Origin of the sequence: Afipia sp. 1NLS2 (assembly GCF_000178995.1) — a bacterium.
In the GTDB taxonomy this organism is placed as follows: domain Bacteria; phylum Pseudomonadota; class Alphaproteobacteria; order Rhizobiales; family Xanthobacteraceae; genus Afipia.
This window is the reverse complement of record NZ_ADVZ01000003.1, coordinates 521,860-535,717: the sequence shown is the minus strand read 5'-3', so window position 1 is coordinate 535,717 and position 13,858 is coordinate 521,860. Positions and strand designations below refer to the sequence as shown.

Annotated in this window: 19 protein-coding genes; 6 read left to right on the top strand and 13 right to left on the bottom strand. The window is 56.5% G+C overall.

The features are described from left to right. The first annotated feature begins 158 nt into the window (after nt 1-158). Together AFIDRAFT_RS14005 and AFIDRAFT_RS20265 are read left to right on the top strand one after the other, a co-directional pair. Nucleotides 159-905, top strand: coding sequence for a DUF6671 family protein (locus tag AFIDRAFT_RS14005; protein WP_245258182.1), 747 nt, complete (start codon nt 159-161; stop codon nt 903-905). A gap of 138 nt (nt 906-1,043) precedes the next feature. Then, nucleotides 1,044-1,193, top strand: coding sequence for a hypothetical protein (locus AFIDRAFT_RS20265; protein ID WP_244469134.1), 150 nt, complete (start codon nt 1,044-1,046; stop codon nt 1,191-1,193). Nucleotides 1,194-1,227: 34 nt separating this feature from the next. Here AFIDRAFT_RS20265 and AFIDRAFT_RS20260 read toward each other — a convergent pair whose 3' ends face one another. The 4 genes from AFIDRAFT_RS20260 to AFIDRAFT_RS13990 form a co-directional block, all read right to left on the bottom strand. Next, the gene (locus tag AFIDRAFT_RS20260; RefSeq protein WP_009340151.1) at nt 1,228-1,386 is read right to left on the bottom strand and encodes an SDR family NAD(P)-dependent oxidoreductase; all 159 of its coding nucleotides are present in this window, start codon (nt 1,384-1,386) and stop codon (nt 1,228-1,230) included. A 48-nt stretch (nt 1,387-1,434) separates the two neighbouring features. Further along, nucleotides 1,435-2,289, bottom strand: coding sequence for an alpha/beta fold hydrolase (locus tag AFIDRAFT_RS13995; RefSeq protein WP_009340150.1), 855 nt, complete (start codon nt 2,287-2,289; stop codon nt 1,435-1,437). A gap of 119 nt (nt 2,290-2,408) precedes the next feature. Next, a complete protein-coding gene (locus tag AFIDRAFT_RS20365; RefSeq protein WP_009340149.1) occupies nt 2,409-2,543 on the bottom strand; it encodes a hypothetical protein in 135 nt (44 codons plus the stop codon). Further along, on the bottom strand, nt 2,540-3,088 hold the full coding sequence (locus AFIDRAFT_RS13990; RefSeq protein ID WP_009340148.1) for an alpha/beta hydrolase: 549 nt from the start codon (nt 3,086-3,088) through the stop codon (nt 2,540-2,542). Before AFIDRAFT_RS13990 ends, AFIDRAFT_RS20365 begins: the two co-directional genes overlap by 4 nt. 161 nt (nt 3,089-3,249) lie before the next feature. On the opposite strand from AFIDRAFT_RS13990, the gene AFIDRAFT_RS13985 reads away from it, so the two are divergent. Then, complete coding sequence (locus tag AFIDRAFT_RS13985) at nt 3,250-3,873, top strand: CGNR zinc finger domain-containing protein (RefSeq protein WP_009340147.1); 624 nt, start codon at nt 3,250-3,252, stop codon at nt 3,871-3,873. 16 nt (nt 3,874-3,889) lie between these two features. Here the strand turns inward: AFIDRAFT_RS13985 and AFIDRAFT_RS20425 are convergent, their stop codons facing one another. Beyond that, the gene (locus AFIDRAFT_RS20425) at nt 3,890-4,501 is read right to left on the bottom strand and encodes a helix-turn-helix transcriptional regulator (protein ID WP_009340146.1); all 612 of its coding nucleotides are present in this window, start codon (nt 4,499-4,501) and stop codon (nt 3,890-3,892) included. Between AFIDRAFT_RS20425 and AFIDRAFT_RS13975 the strand changes: the two genes are divergently transcribed. Continuing rightward, nucleotides 4,491-4,649 (top strand): DUF417 family protein, encoded by a 159-nt coding sequence (locus tag AFIDRAFT_RS13975; RefSeq protein ID WP_349509555.1) that lies wholly within the window; start codon nt 4,491-4,493, stop codon nt 4,647-4,649. The two genes, AFIDRAFT_RS20425 and AFIDRAFT_RS13975, sit on opposite strands and share 11 nt — an antisense overlap. 103 nt (nt 4,650-4,752) lie before the next feature. Here AFIDRAFT_RS13975 and AFIDRAFT_RS13970 read toward each other — a convergent pair whose 3' ends face one another. The 4 genes from AFIDRAFT_RS13970 to AFIDRAFT_RS13955 form a co-directional block, all read right to left on the bottom strand. Next, a complete protein-coding gene (locus AFIDRAFT_RS13970; RefSeq protein ID WP_009340145.1) occupies nt 4,753-5,448 on the bottom strand; it encodes a glutathione S-transferase N-terminal domain-containing protein in 696 nt (231 codons plus the stop codon). Between the two features lie 50 nt (nt 5,449-5,498). Beyond that, the gene (locus AFIDRAFT_RS13965; RefSeq protein WP_009340144.1) at nt 5,499-5,729 is read right to left on the bottom strand and encodes a DUF2798 domain-containing protein; all 231 of its coding nucleotides are present in this window, start codon (nt 5,727-5,729) and stop codon (nt 5,499-5,501) included. Between the two features lie 24 nt (nt 5,730-5,753). After that, the gene (locus tag AFIDRAFT_RS13960; RefSeq protein WP_009340143.1) at nt 5,754-7,070 is read right to left on the bottom strand and encodes an MFS transporter; all 1,317 of its coding nucleotides are present in this window, start codon (nt 7,068-7,070) and stop codon (nt 5,754-5,756) included. Between the two features lie 105 nt (nt 7,071-7,175). After that, complete coding sequence (locus AFIDRAFT_RS13955) at nt 7,176-7,868, bottom strand: glutathione S-transferase family protein (protein WP_009340142.1); 693 nt, start codon at nt 7,866-7,868, stop codon at nt 7,176-7,178. Nucleotides 7,869-7,958: 90 nt separating this feature from the next. Between AFIDRAFT_RS13955 and AFIDRAFT_RS13950 the strand changes: the two genes are divergently transcribed. Beyond that, a complete protein-coding gene (locus AFIDRAFT_RS13950; RefSeq protein ID WP_009340141.1) occupies nt 7,959-8,882 on the top strand; it encodes a LysR family transcriptional regulator in 924 nt (307 codons plus the stop codon). A 30-nt stretch (nt 8,883-8,912) separates the two neighbouring features. On the opposite strand, the gene AFIDRAFT_RS19545 is transcribed toward AFIDRAFT_RS13950, so the two are convergent. From AFIDRAFT_RS19545 to AFIDRAFT_RS19135, 4 genes are all read right to left on the bottom strand, one after another. After that, nucleotides 8,913-9,140 (bottom strand): DUF2798 domain-containing protein, encoded by a 228-nt coding sequence (locus tag AFIDRAFT_RS19545; protein ID WP_009340140.1) that lies wholly within the window; start codon nt 9,138-9,140, stop codon nt 8,913-8,915. Between the two features lie 8 nt (nt 9,141-9,148). Next, complete coding sequence (locus tag AFIDRAFT_RS13945) at nt 9,149-10,219, bottom strand: ketopantoate reductase family protein (RefSeq protein ID WP_009340138.1); 1,071 nt, start codon at nt 10,217-10,219, stop codon at nt 9,149-9,151. Nucleotides 10,220-10,247: 28 nt separating this feature from the next. Further along, nucleotides 10,248-11,576, bottom strand: coding sequence for an MFS transporter (locus AFIDRAFT_RS13940; protein WP_009340137.1), 1,329 nt, complete (start codon nt 11,574-11,576; stop codon nt 10,248-10,250). A gap of 142 nt (nt 11,577-11,718) precedes the next feature. Further along, on the bottom strand, nt 11,719-12,660 hold the full coding sequence (locus AFIDRAFT_RS19135; RefSeq protein ID WP_009340135.1) for an LLM class flavin-dependent oxidoreductase: 942 nt from the start codon (nt 12,658-12,660) through the stop codon (nt 11,719-11,721). A 217-nt stretch (nt 12,661-12,877) separates the two neighbouring features. Between AFIDRAFT_RS19135 and AFIDRAFT_RS13930 the strand changes: the two genes are divergently transcribed. Then, nucleotides 12,878-13,588, top strand: coding sequence for a Crp/Fnr family transcriptional regulator (locus tag AFIDRAFT_RS13930; RefSeq protein WP_009340133.1), 711 nt, complete (start codon nt 12,878-12,880; stop codon nt 13,586-13,588). Nucleotides 13,589-13,858: the final 270 nt, after the last annotated feature.

Genomic DNA, 13,858 nt, shown 5'->3' with positions numbered 1-13,858 from the left:
TATCTTTGAGCAAAGCTTATAATCGCCAGGCCCCAGCGAGCAGGTTTACGTCTAGCCCCTATTCTGGCCGCCGCGGCGTGCTTGCGACGATGCACGGCAAAGAGGCTGCCATCTCGCCAGCGTTCCGAAAACGGCTCGGCCTTCGAGTCGAAACGCCAATGGGGCTCGACACCGACGCACTTGGCACTTTCACAGGCGAAATTGCGCGAGTCGGAACTATTCGCGAGACTGCAATCGCTAAAGCTCGTCTTGGAATGGCGGCCGTAGGTATACCTATCGGCATCGCCAGCGAGGGAAGCTATGGCCCGCATCCGCTCATTCCCTTCATCGCTGGTGGGATAGAACTCATGGCTCTCGTCGACGATGACCGGGGAATCGTCGTGTGCGAACACCTAATTGACGATGCCCCGGCTTACGACCACGTGATTACGGCTGAGATAGGCCATATCGACTCGTTTCTGGATAGAGTACGATTTCCAGATCATGCCCTGATCGTGCGGCCTCATCAGACCGATGGCAGTGAGGTCATGATCCACAAGGGATTGCGCACCGTCGAGGCATTGGCCAACGCGATCGCGTCGGTAGCAGGTCGCTCGGACGACAAACGTGCGCTCGTACAGACAGACATGCGCGCGCACATGAATCCGACGCGGATGGCCACGATCAGTCGTCTGGCAAACTCTCTTTGCGACCGTCTGGCCACGCTCTGTCCGGGCTGCGCTATGCCTGGCTACGGATTGGTGGATGTTGAATACGGCTTGCCCTGTGAATGGTGCGGCGCGCCAAGCTTGATGGCTCTCCATTACGTATTCGGCTGCGTTGCCTGCGATTTCAGCGAAAAGCGCCCTCGACCCGACGGGCGTACCAGCGCCGATCCTGGTCAGTGCCCGAAGTGCAATCCATGATCGCCTGGAACCGATTACCGAAAGCCGTCGAACTTGTCGTATGATTAGCAGAGCAAAACGAATACCGAATTTCGCCGCGCTTGAGTTTAAAATTCCCGACCGAATCGATCACCACCGGGAGAATTTAATTTGAGACGGGTGAACGAGATTTCTTTGTTTGAAAACATAAAAGGGCTCCTCAACGATCTGGAAAACACCGATACCGGGCACCGCGCCCGCAATGTTCAACAGCGCATCAATCCGGCCAAACCGATCGAGCGTCGCTTTCACGATAGTGTCTGCGGCTGAGGGCTTCATCAGATCGAGTTCGATGACCAGCGGCTCAGCACCCGGCCGCCTTGACTTGCTCTCCGACCTCCGACAGCTTCTCGCCATCACGCGCGACAAGGACCACGGCGCCAAAATCGCGCGCCAGACGCAGCGCAGTTGCTTTTCCAATTCCCGAGCTTGCGCCGGTAACGATCGCGACAGACTTCGACATTTTTCTCTCCTTGAATGATTACGGTGTGATCGACAAGACCTCGATGGGTCAGTGGCTCAAGAATGCGCGAATGCTCGACGCGATTTCGCCGGCATGCGTTTCAAGCGCGAAATGGCCCGTATCGATGAAGCGGACGATGGCATTGGGATTGTCGCGCGTGAACGCTTCCGCACCCGGCGGAAGAAAGAAGGGATCGTTCTTTCCCCACACCGCAAGCAAAGGCGGCTTGTGGGTGCGGAAGTAATTCTGAAACACCGGATAGAGCGCGACGTTGCTCTTGTAGTCTCCGAACAGATCGAGCTGAATCTCGTCCGCACCCGCACGGGCCAGGTAAAAATTATCGAGGTTCTGTCCGTCCGGCGAGACGGCGGCCTCATCGGGCACGCCGTGGGTATATTGCCAGCGTGTGGCTTCGGGCTTGAGAAATGCACGGAGAGCATCGCGGTTGGCCTGCGAAGGATCTTTCCAGTACGACTGGATCGGATTCCAGCCTTCGCTCAGTCCCTCTTCGTAGGCGTTGCCATTTTGCGAAATGATCGCCGTGATCCGCTCGGGATGCCGGACAGCAAGGCGTAAACCCGTCGGCGCGCCGTAATCGAACACGTAAACCGCGAAGCGATTGAAGCCGATAATTTCGGTGAAGCGCTCGATGACGTTGGCGATGTTATCGAACGTGTAGGTGAATTTATCGCGCGCCGGCATGTCGGACTGACCGAAACCCAGCAGGTCAGGTGCGACGATGTGGAAACGATCGGCGAGGAGCGGAATCAGATCGCGAAACATGTGACCTGCACTCGGGAAACCGTGAAGCAAGAGCAGCTTCGGCGCATCCGGCGCACCGGCCTCGCGATAGAAAACTTTGAAACCGTCCACATCAGCGGTGCGATATGCGATTTTGGCCATTTTGATCTCCTATCAGTAACTTTTTTGATGTCGATGTTGGGATTACTAATTTTGGTCGGGTTCCATCGCGGCGGGCCACGGTTTGGAAGCGTTCAGCAAGGCGGGACTTGGCGACGACGTCACAGCAGCGCTTCGCGGATGACATCCACGACCACCTCCGGCGCCGTAACCAGAGGCGCGTGATCAGCTTGATGGGACCGCACCACTGCTTTCATCCTTGTTGCCACGAAGTGCTGGGTCGCAGGAACGATCATGCGTCTTGCTCGGCCACCACGAACCAGGCCGGAAGGTCTTTCCAAAGGGCTCGCTGCATTGGAACGGTGATGCAGGCCGGAGAGATCGGGCGCTGAACTGCCGCCAGGATTGAGAGCTCTTCCGCAGAAGCATGTTGAGCGAAAGCCGCCGCGAAGGCCTCTTCCGGCAGATAAATGAAGCCTTTGCTATCGGGTGCAAGCTGAGGTGCCAGCGGATGTGGTTTACCTCGATAGAAGACATCCGCCACCGTCTCCCCCTCGTCCGGCGCGAGAGCTGCCACATAGACGAGGCCTTTCACCCTGATGTTGTCAGCGGCTCCAATGACAGCACCTGCATAGGCATGTCCCACCAGAACGATAGGTCCCGCTGTACGATCAATCGTCCGGTTGAGCGCCTGCACGTCATGGTCAAACGATCTCAGAGGCAAAGGCACTGCAACAACGCTGATGCCGTTAACTGAAAGAGGGGCAATCACTTTCGCCCAGCTCGATACATCGGCCCAGGCGCCATGAACAAGCACAACAGTTGCATTGTTTGCCGACATCTTACTTCCTCCTCGGCAGGCTTAGTAACCCTATAAATTGCATTATAGTGGTTACTATCTAGATCGAGGTAACTTGTCAACTAGCCTTGAAGTGGTTATCTAAAAATATCCGTTGCTGGGTCCACCGCGATCGCTTCCCCGGCAAAAAACTGGAGTTGTCCGTGGATCACCCCCCTGCGATTTTCATCGCCGATGCTCTGGGTCTCGATTTCCTGAATTCGGTCGCAACGCCGGTCGATACGCCGGTTGATTGGATCAGGGACGGCGAAGGATTGCTGAACTGGCTTGAGCAAGCGCAGCTGGTGCCACCTGATACGCTCAAGAGGATCAAAGCCGATGCTCTCCCAGGCGAGATCGACAACGTGGCAGATCAGGCGCGAAGCTTGCGCGAATGGTTCAGGGATTTCGTGCGCGCCCACAAGGGGCGTCCTCTGTCAGCTAAGGATGTTGTTGAGCTAAAGCCATTGAACCGGCTGCTTGAGCGTGACGATGCCTTTAGCCGGATTATTGCTTCGTCCGTGAAGGGCGACAAGCCGCTTCAGTTCGAGACGGTCCGCAGATGGAAGGCACCCGAGGCTTTGTTGCTGCCGATCGGGGAGGCGCTCGCGAAGTTCGTCTGTACCGAAGATTTCTCGCAAGTGAAGGCATGCGAGGGACCAACCTGCACGCTGCTGTTCGCCGATCATACCCGAGGACACGGCAGGCGCTGGTGCAGCATGGCCGTCTGCGGCAATCGCGCCAAACAGGCAGCGCATCGCCAGCGTATGCAGAACGCGCACTCGTGAGCATGTTGCTGACAGATTAGACTTCGGCCTTCCGTTGGTCAGGCAATACCTGTGTTTTACGCCACTTCGCAGGAGTCGCGCCAACGTAGGCCTTGAAGGCGCGCTGGAATGCCGCTTCGGACCGATAGCCCACCTCTTCCGCCACATCACCGGTTGAAAGATCGGACGTCTGCAGTTTGTTTGCGGCCAGTGTCATGCGGATGTCCGTCATGAGATCGGCGGCCGAGCGTCCAAGCTTGTCCTGAAACTGACGGACAAACGTCGCTCGCGACATGTTGCACAGGCGCGCAAGCTCCGGCAGCGACCATGCGCGCGAGGGATTCTGAAACAGAGCAACCATCGCCGGGGCAAGGCGTGGATGGCCCGCCACGGCCAGCAGGCCACGCGGCGCGTCGTGAGCTTCGCTGGCGAGACATAGTACCAGTGCGAACATCGCCGTGGAAAGTGCATTGAGCAACGCCCGACCCCCGAGATGATCGTCTGCGGTTTCGCTTCGCATCAAAGAGACCAGACCTTCAAGTTGGGTCGTCGTGCTCCCTTGTCCGCTGTCCGATGCCGCATGCACGATCAAGCGCGGCGGAAGATAGCTGCGTAGTACCGGCACCTTCATCGCAACCGTGACAATCATTCCGTTCCTGCCGGAAAGCTGGGATGTCGCTGCAGGCGGTTTCCCGGCGATGACAGGAAATATGCCTTTTCTGATAAAGGACGTCGTCTTGCTCGCAGTCTCGATCTATCTGCTTAAACAGGATCTGGTTCGATTCCTGAGGGAGTGACTGCTCAAGATCGCGGTGGCCGACTCAGAACGTTCGCCCGGCCACCGCCTCGAGCTAGGCAGCAACTCGTTGTTTTGGGATATTCAGCACTGGAAGAGATCAGTTATCTGCGTGCCACCTGCCCAAACAATATCTTCCTGGATTCTTCATTCACGGTCGGTGCATTCGTCGGATTGACCGTTTTGGCGACAGCATAAGCGCGGATCGTCGCCGGCCTGCTCCTGATCGTTTCGAACCAGCGTTTCAGATGCAGAAAATCCTCGATCTTCTGGCTCTGACGCTCATATGGCACGATCCAGGGATAGATCGCCATGTCGGCAATCGAGTAATCGCCACAGACGTATTCGCGATCGGCCAGCCGATGATTCAGGACACCATAGAGACGATTGGTCTCGTTCACGTAGCGGTCGATCGCATACTGGATTTTTTCAACGGTATAGCCCGCAAAGTGATGGTTCTGGCCCGCCATCGGCCCGAGCCCTCCCATCTGCCACATCAGCCACTGGATAACATCGAACCGTTTCCGCACCTCTGTCGGCAGGAACGTTCCGGTCTTTTCAGCGAGATAAATCAAAATCGCGCCCGACTCGAACACTGGAATAGGATTCCCACCGTCAACGGGGTGCCTGTCCACGATGGCGGGGATTTTGTTGTTCGGCGAGATCGCCAGAAATTCGTCGCGGAATTGCTCTCCCTTGCCAAGCTCGACCCGGTGCACCTGATAAGGCAGACCCATCTCCTCCAAACAGAGCGTGATCTTGTGCCCATTTGGGGTGGTCCAGTAGTAAAGATCAATCACGCGCTTCTTCTCCTTTAGGCTTTTTCATGCATTCAATGATGCAGACAGAGTCATGCCCTGTCGCGTGTCAGAAGGACGGTAAGGCGCTGAATTGCCGGAGCGACAAACAGCACCACCGGCATCATCAGTAGCCATGACGTGAACCACGTCGTGGTCCAGCGATGCAGAAACATACCCCCGTACTCATAGCCACTTGTCGCCACAGCCGTGGCAATGCCGGTGGTGACACCCGACTGGATAGCACCATAGACAAAATGGCTATATCGGCGAGGTATCAGCATTGCCGTTATGTCACCCATGTGACTTCACGCCCGCGCGTTTCCGGCCGACTGCGGAATGACGAGAGGCACGTCAGGCCTTAAGAGCACAACGGCCAGTGCTCCCGCGAGCAAGATCGCGATACCCGAGGCAAAGGGGATGTTCCAATTGCCGGTCAGATCGATCAGCCAACCGAAGACAACGGGTGATACCACTCCCGATATGCCGACACCCATGATGACGTAAGCGCTTCCCAGGCCGGCATAGTCCTTCGATATGTCCATCGGAATGGCGTACATCGGCGCGATGGTCATCTCCAGGAAGAACATCGCAGCAGCAAGCAGCGGTACCACATAGTGCAGATCATTGATGAACATGGTCGGTGTGATGAAGGCAGCCGCTCCGAGTAGCGACACTGCAATTACGCTGCATCGCGCCAGCCGGTTACGCCCCGTCTTGCGTAGAATTCGGTCGGATACCACACCGCCCACGGTGTTGCCGATCAGCCCCGCGAAGAACAAGGCACTCGTCAGAAGTGCGGAATTTTTCAGGTTTGTTCCATGCTGATTGACGAAATAAAGCGGCAACCACGACACGAACACCCAATATGTCCAGCCGTAAGCGAACATCACCAGCGTCACCGGAAACATCCGCTTTGTCAGAATCCACAGCGGCGTATTCGCGCGCCGGTTAGGCAATGAGACGGTGATCCCTTCGAGGCGGCGCGGGTCAACCCGCGGGTGGGTTCTCGGATCGTCCTGGAATGTCCACCACCAGAAAACACACCAGACCAGCGCGGTCAGTCCGCATATGACGAACGACACTCGCCAATCCGCCCAAATAATGAGAGCGGCAACGATCGGTGGCGCGATTGCCGCCCCGAGGCGCGACGCGCTGTGCGTGATGCCCTGAATGTAACCGAACCGGCTCGGCGGATACCAGTTTCGCATTGCCTGCGTCGCCGCTGGAAACGCCGGCCCTTCGCCCAGCCCGACAACAAGGCGGGCAATGAAAAGGGTGACGAGTCCACCCGCGAGACCGGTTGCAACCGTGCCGATGCCGACAACCACGACGCACACAATCAAGGTGGATTTGGCGCCGAACTTCCGGGCGCCCCAGCCACCGAACAACACCGATGCGAGATAGGCCCAGGAGAAACCGCTGAAGATGAATCCCATCTCCGCGTTCGAGAGCGAAAAGTGAGCCTTAATGGATGCGGCCGCTGCCGAGATGTTGACTCGGTCAAGATACATGATTGCGAACAGAACACAGAGCAGCGTCGTAACCAGAGTATGCGCACTGATAGACAAGCGGAACGACGCAGCCTTAGTCGTTACCTCCTCCGCCTCCTGCGTAATGGCCATGGTCTCTCTCCCCGATTGTGTTTTTTGTTATCAAGTCATCTCCGAAATAGCCGGACGACCCGGCTGCTTTCCCATTTCTCAAGCCACTGAAGCCGAATACGCCGGTCACGGAAGTCCGTTGCGTCCGTGCTTGCGGAACGCCGGCCGCTCCGTCATCAATTCATAGTAGGCGGCGACCGCCAGATAATCCGGCCGCTTCAGGCCTGGATGCGTGAGGTTGAACCAGCGGTTGACGACAAGGCCGACTGGAATATCCGCGATCGTGAAGTGCTCGCCCATCACGTAAGGGCCATTCTCGGCGAGATGCTTGTCCAGCAATCCCATCACATAGACGAGTTCTTTCTGACCCTGCTCGATGTACCAGGGGTGATCGTAGGGAGCCTCGCCCAATTGACCGCCGAGGAACGCACCGCGCAGAGCGTGCGTGACGTCATATGCAACCCAGTCCATCCACTCCTCAATCGCCTGCCGTCCCGCGGGATCTTCCGGGTAAAGCTCAGTGGCGCCGTGCTTTGCAGCGAGATAGCGGACGATAGTATTGGATTCCCGCATCACGCGGTCGCCGTCGATAATGACGGGCACCTGGCCGGTCAAATTGAGTCGGAGAAACTCCGGGGTATTGGTCGGAATAAACCCGCGCCCGTAATCCTCTCGCGTAAAGGGAATGCCGATCTCATCGCAAACCCACAGCACCTTGCGGACATTGAAGGAATTGGACCTTCCTAGGACGCGGAGCGGCGTGGTTGATTTTGAGCGGACTGGCTGAGGCGATTTGGCAGGCGTCAAAGTATCGGTCATGGCGGTCTCACTGCTATTGAGACCGCCATTGAAGGGCTGGGCCTTTTTAATGTAAAATTGAAAGATCAGATGTATTAATGAGTTTATCGAATGAATGTCGGATTACGCCAACTCAAGGTTTTTCTGGCAGTTGCCAAGCACGGCAGCTTCAGCCGCGCCGCGGAAGACATTGGCATGTCTCAAAGCGCTGTCAGCCTCGCGATCCGGCACGTCGAAACCGAACTCGGCGTCAAACTGCTGGATCGCACCACACGCAACGTTCGTCTCACGACCGTTGGCGAAACCCTGGTTGCGACCGGCGCCAGGCTGTTGAACGAACTCGATACGGTCCTGCGAGAATTGCGCGATATCGGGGTCCAGCATCGCGGAACGGTGGCGATGGCCTGCGTGCCGTCCATCGCCCGCAGCCTGATGCCGAGATGCATCGAGCATTGTACAGCGAAGTGGCCCAACGTCTCATTCGCCATCGAGGACGTGGCCGCCAGAGAAGTGGTTCAAAAGGCCGTGCGGGGCGAGATCGAATTTGGCATTTCCAGCGGCCTTATTTCGGAATCGGAACTGGAAATCCATAAATTGATGAGCGATCCATTTCTCCTCGTCTGCCGCCGCGACGATGCATTCGCAAAGAAGAAATCCGTAGGATGGTCTCAGCTCGCGGGCCGGCGCCTCGTAATGCTCAACAATACCTCGGGCAGCCGCCAGCAGATTGTCGATACGCTTGCCCGCCTGCAAATTCAGGCCAACATCGTGCTCGAACTCGCGCAGCCGAGCTCCGTGCTGGGAATGGTGGAAGCAGGCCTCGGCGTCGCCGTGATGCCGGAGATGGTGGCTCCCTACAAAAGCCATCCCGCGCTGATCACGCGAACGCTGACACGGCCAGCTGCGAGCCGAGACATCCTGCTCTTCAAAAGAAAGGATCGTTCGCTATCACCGGCCGCGCAGGTTGTCTGGCAGACATTCTTCGAACTCTCTTATAATCGGAAGACGTCGGCGCCGACCACCCGCCCGGGCTAACCATACCCGGGACTGTTGATCTAAGCTTCATCACGAATCATTGCACGTCAGAAGAAACGTCAGTCGTTGAACGGCCGGCGCAGCAAACAATACTAATGGTATCATCAATGCCCAGGATGTCAGCCACGCCAGTAGCCAGTGTTGAAATAGTCTCTCGACGTGATAGCTGTATGTTGCCAGGCCAGTAGCAACGCCGCTCGTAATACCGGACTGAAGCACTCCGAAGATGAAGTGGCCGTATTTGCGCGGCAGTAGCACTGCTTCCCTCAAGCCGCGGCCTTCTTGCGATTCGCCTCCAAACGCTTGTCGACAAGGGCCACGATGGCGTCGAGCACGGGGTGGCTCATGCCAATCTCGCGGGCCGTCAACTGCACCAGCTTGTCGGCCCGTTCGATGTTCGGCGCGCCGCTGTTGAGCGCGCGCGCGGCAGAGGCCGGGCGCGACAGACTTTCCGCTGCCGCGGCGTATTTCTCGAACGGCACCATGTCGTCGCGCGAAGCCCCGAGCTTCACGCAGACATCCACAACGAAATTGTAGATCGAGCGCGATTCCTCGAGATTGGAGTGAACCGCCTCCTGCGCGGTGCGCATGCCATCCAGCGTGATGCAGCGGTAATTGCCCGCCATCAGCATCGCCCATTTCGCGAGCGGCACGAACAGCGAATCGTGGAAGCGCAGCTTTACCGGCAGCTCGATCTTGCCCTCCGGTGCATCAAAACGTATCGCCAAGATGTCCCGCTCCAGATTACGGAGGATTTCGTTGCTCGCCTCGTCGTCGAAGCGCGCGACCTTAAAGTTGGTCGGCAGCGTCACTTGCAGGACGTTGACCTTCTCCTCCGGTGGGCGGATCGCCTGCGGATCGGGGCTGCACAGCGTCAGCTTGCCGGGATCGAAATTCGACCAGACTTCGGGTGCGGTGTAGGCCGGCTTCAGCGCGTCAGCATCGAGACCGGGAATGCGCTGCATGTAGGGCAGCGGCGGCATGTTCATGATCGACATGCACGGTACGCCCGACTTCGCCACCGCATCGAGCAGTTCGCGCACGCCGGACGAGCCATATTGCGGCTCCTGCATCGCGAGCCCGATCAGGTCGTAGTCTTTCGGGTTCACGTCGGCGGGACCGGCGGCCTTCACCTTGCCGGGCAGCTTGCGGGAATCGATCTCGATCTGGTCCTTGCGGCCGCGGACCGGCATCCGCACGCGGAAGCCTTCCTTGTTGATGAGATCCGCCTCCGCAGGGAGGCAGACGAGTGTCACGTCATGGCCGCCGAACAGAAGTTTCGAGGCCAGCAGCGAGCCGTAAGAGGCTCCGAGGATCAGGATGTTGTAGTGAGCCATAACTAGTTCCCAGGGGTTTTAAGTCTTCTTATTGAGTAAGCGTGCCTGATTTTGTTTCGCGGGTATCAAGCTGAACATCGGGACGGATTAGCCATACGAGAGCCGCCCCAAAAAATAGAATGGCAACAGCCGTAATGAACGGCACATTCCAGTTACCAGTACGGTCGATGAGCCAGCCGAAGACAATTGGGGAAATGATTCCTGACAGTCCAAACCCAAGCGTCATCATGCTGGTTGCAATGCCGGCGTATTGGGGTGTGACGTCCATACAAACTGCCCACATCGGAGCAACAACAAGCTCTACGCAAAAAAATGAGAGAGCAAGCAGCGGGACGACCCAGTAGAGGTCGTGGGTAAAGAGCGTCGGGAGCATAAAGAGTCCTCCGCCCAACATGCCCGCGAACATTACGCCGCATCGGGCTAGACGCCGTTTGCCGGTGCTAACGAGCAAGCGATCCGTCACGAGACCACCCACCGTATCGCCAATCATTCCACCCGCGATCAACAGGCCGGAAAATAAAGCCGATCGCTTAACGTCCTGATGATGCTGATTCATGAAATAGAGCGGCAACCAGGAACTGAAGACCCAGAGGGTCCAGCCGTAACAGAACTCCACGAGCGTCGCTGGCCAAATGCGACGGGCGAGGGCAAGCCAAGGTGTTTTGCCTCGGCTTTTCGCTTTGGGAGTTTCAAGTTCTGCCGCTTCTGCTTTCGTAAGCAAACGATGATCGAACGGATTGTTCTTATAGTAGAACACCCAGACGAGGGCCCAGCTCAATGACAGCAGGCCACAAGCATAAAATGATAATCGCCAGCCATCGATCAAAATCAATGCCGCTACCAAAGGTGGAGCGATAGCGCCACCAAGACGGGCAAAGCTATGTGTAATTCCTTGGATCCAGCCGAACAATCTGATCGGATACCAGGTGCGCATAGCGTGGGTCGCGGAGGGAAATGCAGGTCCTTCTCCAATTCCCACTGCTAGGCGGGCCGCGAACAGCGTGAGAATCCCTCCCACAAGGCCGCTCGAAATAGTGCCAATTCCAACTATCAACGCACAGAAAAAAAGGACTCGTCGTGCACCAAAGCGATATGCAAGCCACCCGCCAGAAAATTGACCTGCTAAGTAGCTCCACGAAAACGCGCTGAAAATCAGACCGAGCTCCGTATTGGTCAGATTGAAATCTTTTTGAATAAAGCTTGCAGACTGCGAGATGTTGACGCGATCGAGATAGAAAATCCCGTACATCGAACACAGGATCACCGTCAGCCAGGATCTTGCTGGAATACCGGCCCTCGTGATCTTTCTGTTTGGTTCACTCGTAACCGGCGAAGATACGTTTTCGTAGGCAGCCATAACTTTTCCCCTCCCTTGAACGAGCATTTCATGCGGCCGCGCATCTTCGTTGGGCGTCGTGAAGCTACGACGCCGGTGGCGAGTGCCGTTTTGATTTGCTAACAGACGAGAGCGCGAGGCTCTTATCCCCGCGCTTTCAGCTCTACTTCCTAAAAGCAGGCATAATTTCTTTCGCGAAATGCCTCATACCTTCGAGAGGCGGAATAGGCTGGATTACAACATGCGTAACGCCAGCGTCTTGCCACTGTCGGATACGATCGATGCAATCCTTTGACGATCCCCACAGATTCTCGTTCAGAATATCCTGTGGCGTCGGCGGCACGGCAAAGCGGTGCTTACGTTCAAGGGCGTAGAGCTCACTCCACTTCTTGACGTCGGCATCCGGCAGACCTGCCAGACACACTGTCGAGACGGCAATCGGTATGTCGCGGCCAGCACGGCGCTTCATATCCTTCGCCCATTCCCGAATGGTCTCGGGCGGCTTCGAATAAATGAACCAGCAGTCGGCCAGTTCAGCTGTTAGGTTCCTCGTCGCTTCTGAATCGCCCGGCACCCAAATCGGAACATGCGGCCGCTGCACCGGCTTCGGCTCCAAAATGGCATCTTCCACCTGGTAGAATTTGCCCTTGAAGGTGGTCCGGGGCTCCGTCCACATTTTCTTCGCGATAATCAAAGCCTCTCGCAGACGCGCAACGCGGTCGTCGTGCTCATCAAAAGGCATCCCATAGCCAACGTTCTCGTCTTTGAACCAGGCTGATCCCAGCGAATAATAAAGCCGCCCTCCGAACATAACATCGAAGGTTGCAGCCATTTTGGCCATCAGGGCGGGATTGCGGAACGAATTGTTGAATGTATGCCCGCCGAACTTCACCTTCTTCGTCAGTGCAGCTAATGCCGAAAGAACAGTCCAATTCTCCAGCATCGGAACTTCACGGCTCATGTGCGCATTGATGACATGATCAGGGAGCCAAACTGAATCGTAACCTAGCTCTTCCGCTTCGAGAGCCATACCACGGGTGTAATCCCACCCCTGCCCCTTCGCTCCCATTTCACCCTGCACAGCCAAGCGCACGCCAAATTCCATTATTTCCTCCCGGTCACTTAAATTATCGTATGGAAGGTCTAGCGTTGCCTCTCCTGGAGGTCTGTCAGCCATCTGACAGTCGATTGACAATTTTAATTCGTTTCGTCTGACGGAACGTTCCGTTAGCTGTTGCAATATGACAAATGCTCTCGCAAGCGACATTCCTGTTGCATCTCACCAAGGTGGCGGTACGCTTTGCGTATAGCGAGGGTCCCCAATGCGCGAATACGCTTTACGTCTGGGAATTGATCTCGGCTCAAGCCTGTCCTCGGCAGAAACGCGCCTAATCGCGAGTGCAGGCACGGAGCGATATGTCGATAGCGAGACCATCATCCTGCGTCAGGATGATCCTGCTGATTGCATCCACTATTTGCTATCAGGGACCGTCAAAACATTTCAAACCCATGCGAGCGGGCAAGAATCCGTTTTGCGGATTCATCTACCTGGCAGCATCATTGGACTTTCATGTTTGACCTCCCGCGGCGTATGGGACGCAACATCCATCACCCTGAAGCCGTCCCACCTGTTGAAATTGACGAAGGCCTCGTTCTTAAGGCTATTGGAGGACAACCCCTCTCTCGGTATTAAACTGCTTCGCCTCGTCGTCGACCGCCTAAGCGATCTGCACTTTCGTATTGGAGAGCTACAGACCCAGACGGTCGAACAACGCCTCGCCTATGCACTTCTGTCGCTGAGTCGAAACGATCCCAATAAGCCTGCTAGCCAGGAACGCGCTGGGATATTCTTGACACACGAAGAGCTCGCCCAAATGATCAATACGCGCCGACAGACGGTGACGAGCACGCTTCGACGATTTGCCGAGATGGGCCTTATTAAACGTTCAGCTCGCTCCATAGATGTCATTTCACCTACGGGACTTGCGAAGCTATTCGAAGCCGACGAGCACATTGCTTTGATGGCTTGCTGAATACGACTGCAGATTTCAGGACGATGCTTCAAGCCACACATCGGAACTCATCGTTGCGATTCTTTATCGTAGTGTCATCTGGCTGACAGCCCCATCTGCCTGCACATAGCAATTTATCAGAATGCATATGTCGCTTCGCGCGCCACCACCACTTGCGCGCGCATTTAGGTTGCATGTGGCTCAGCCGCGACGAATAGCACGAAGCGACCGTGCCTCTTGCCGTCAGCAATACGTAAAGCAAAAAAATGCCTCCCGCAATTCTTGTCTCGT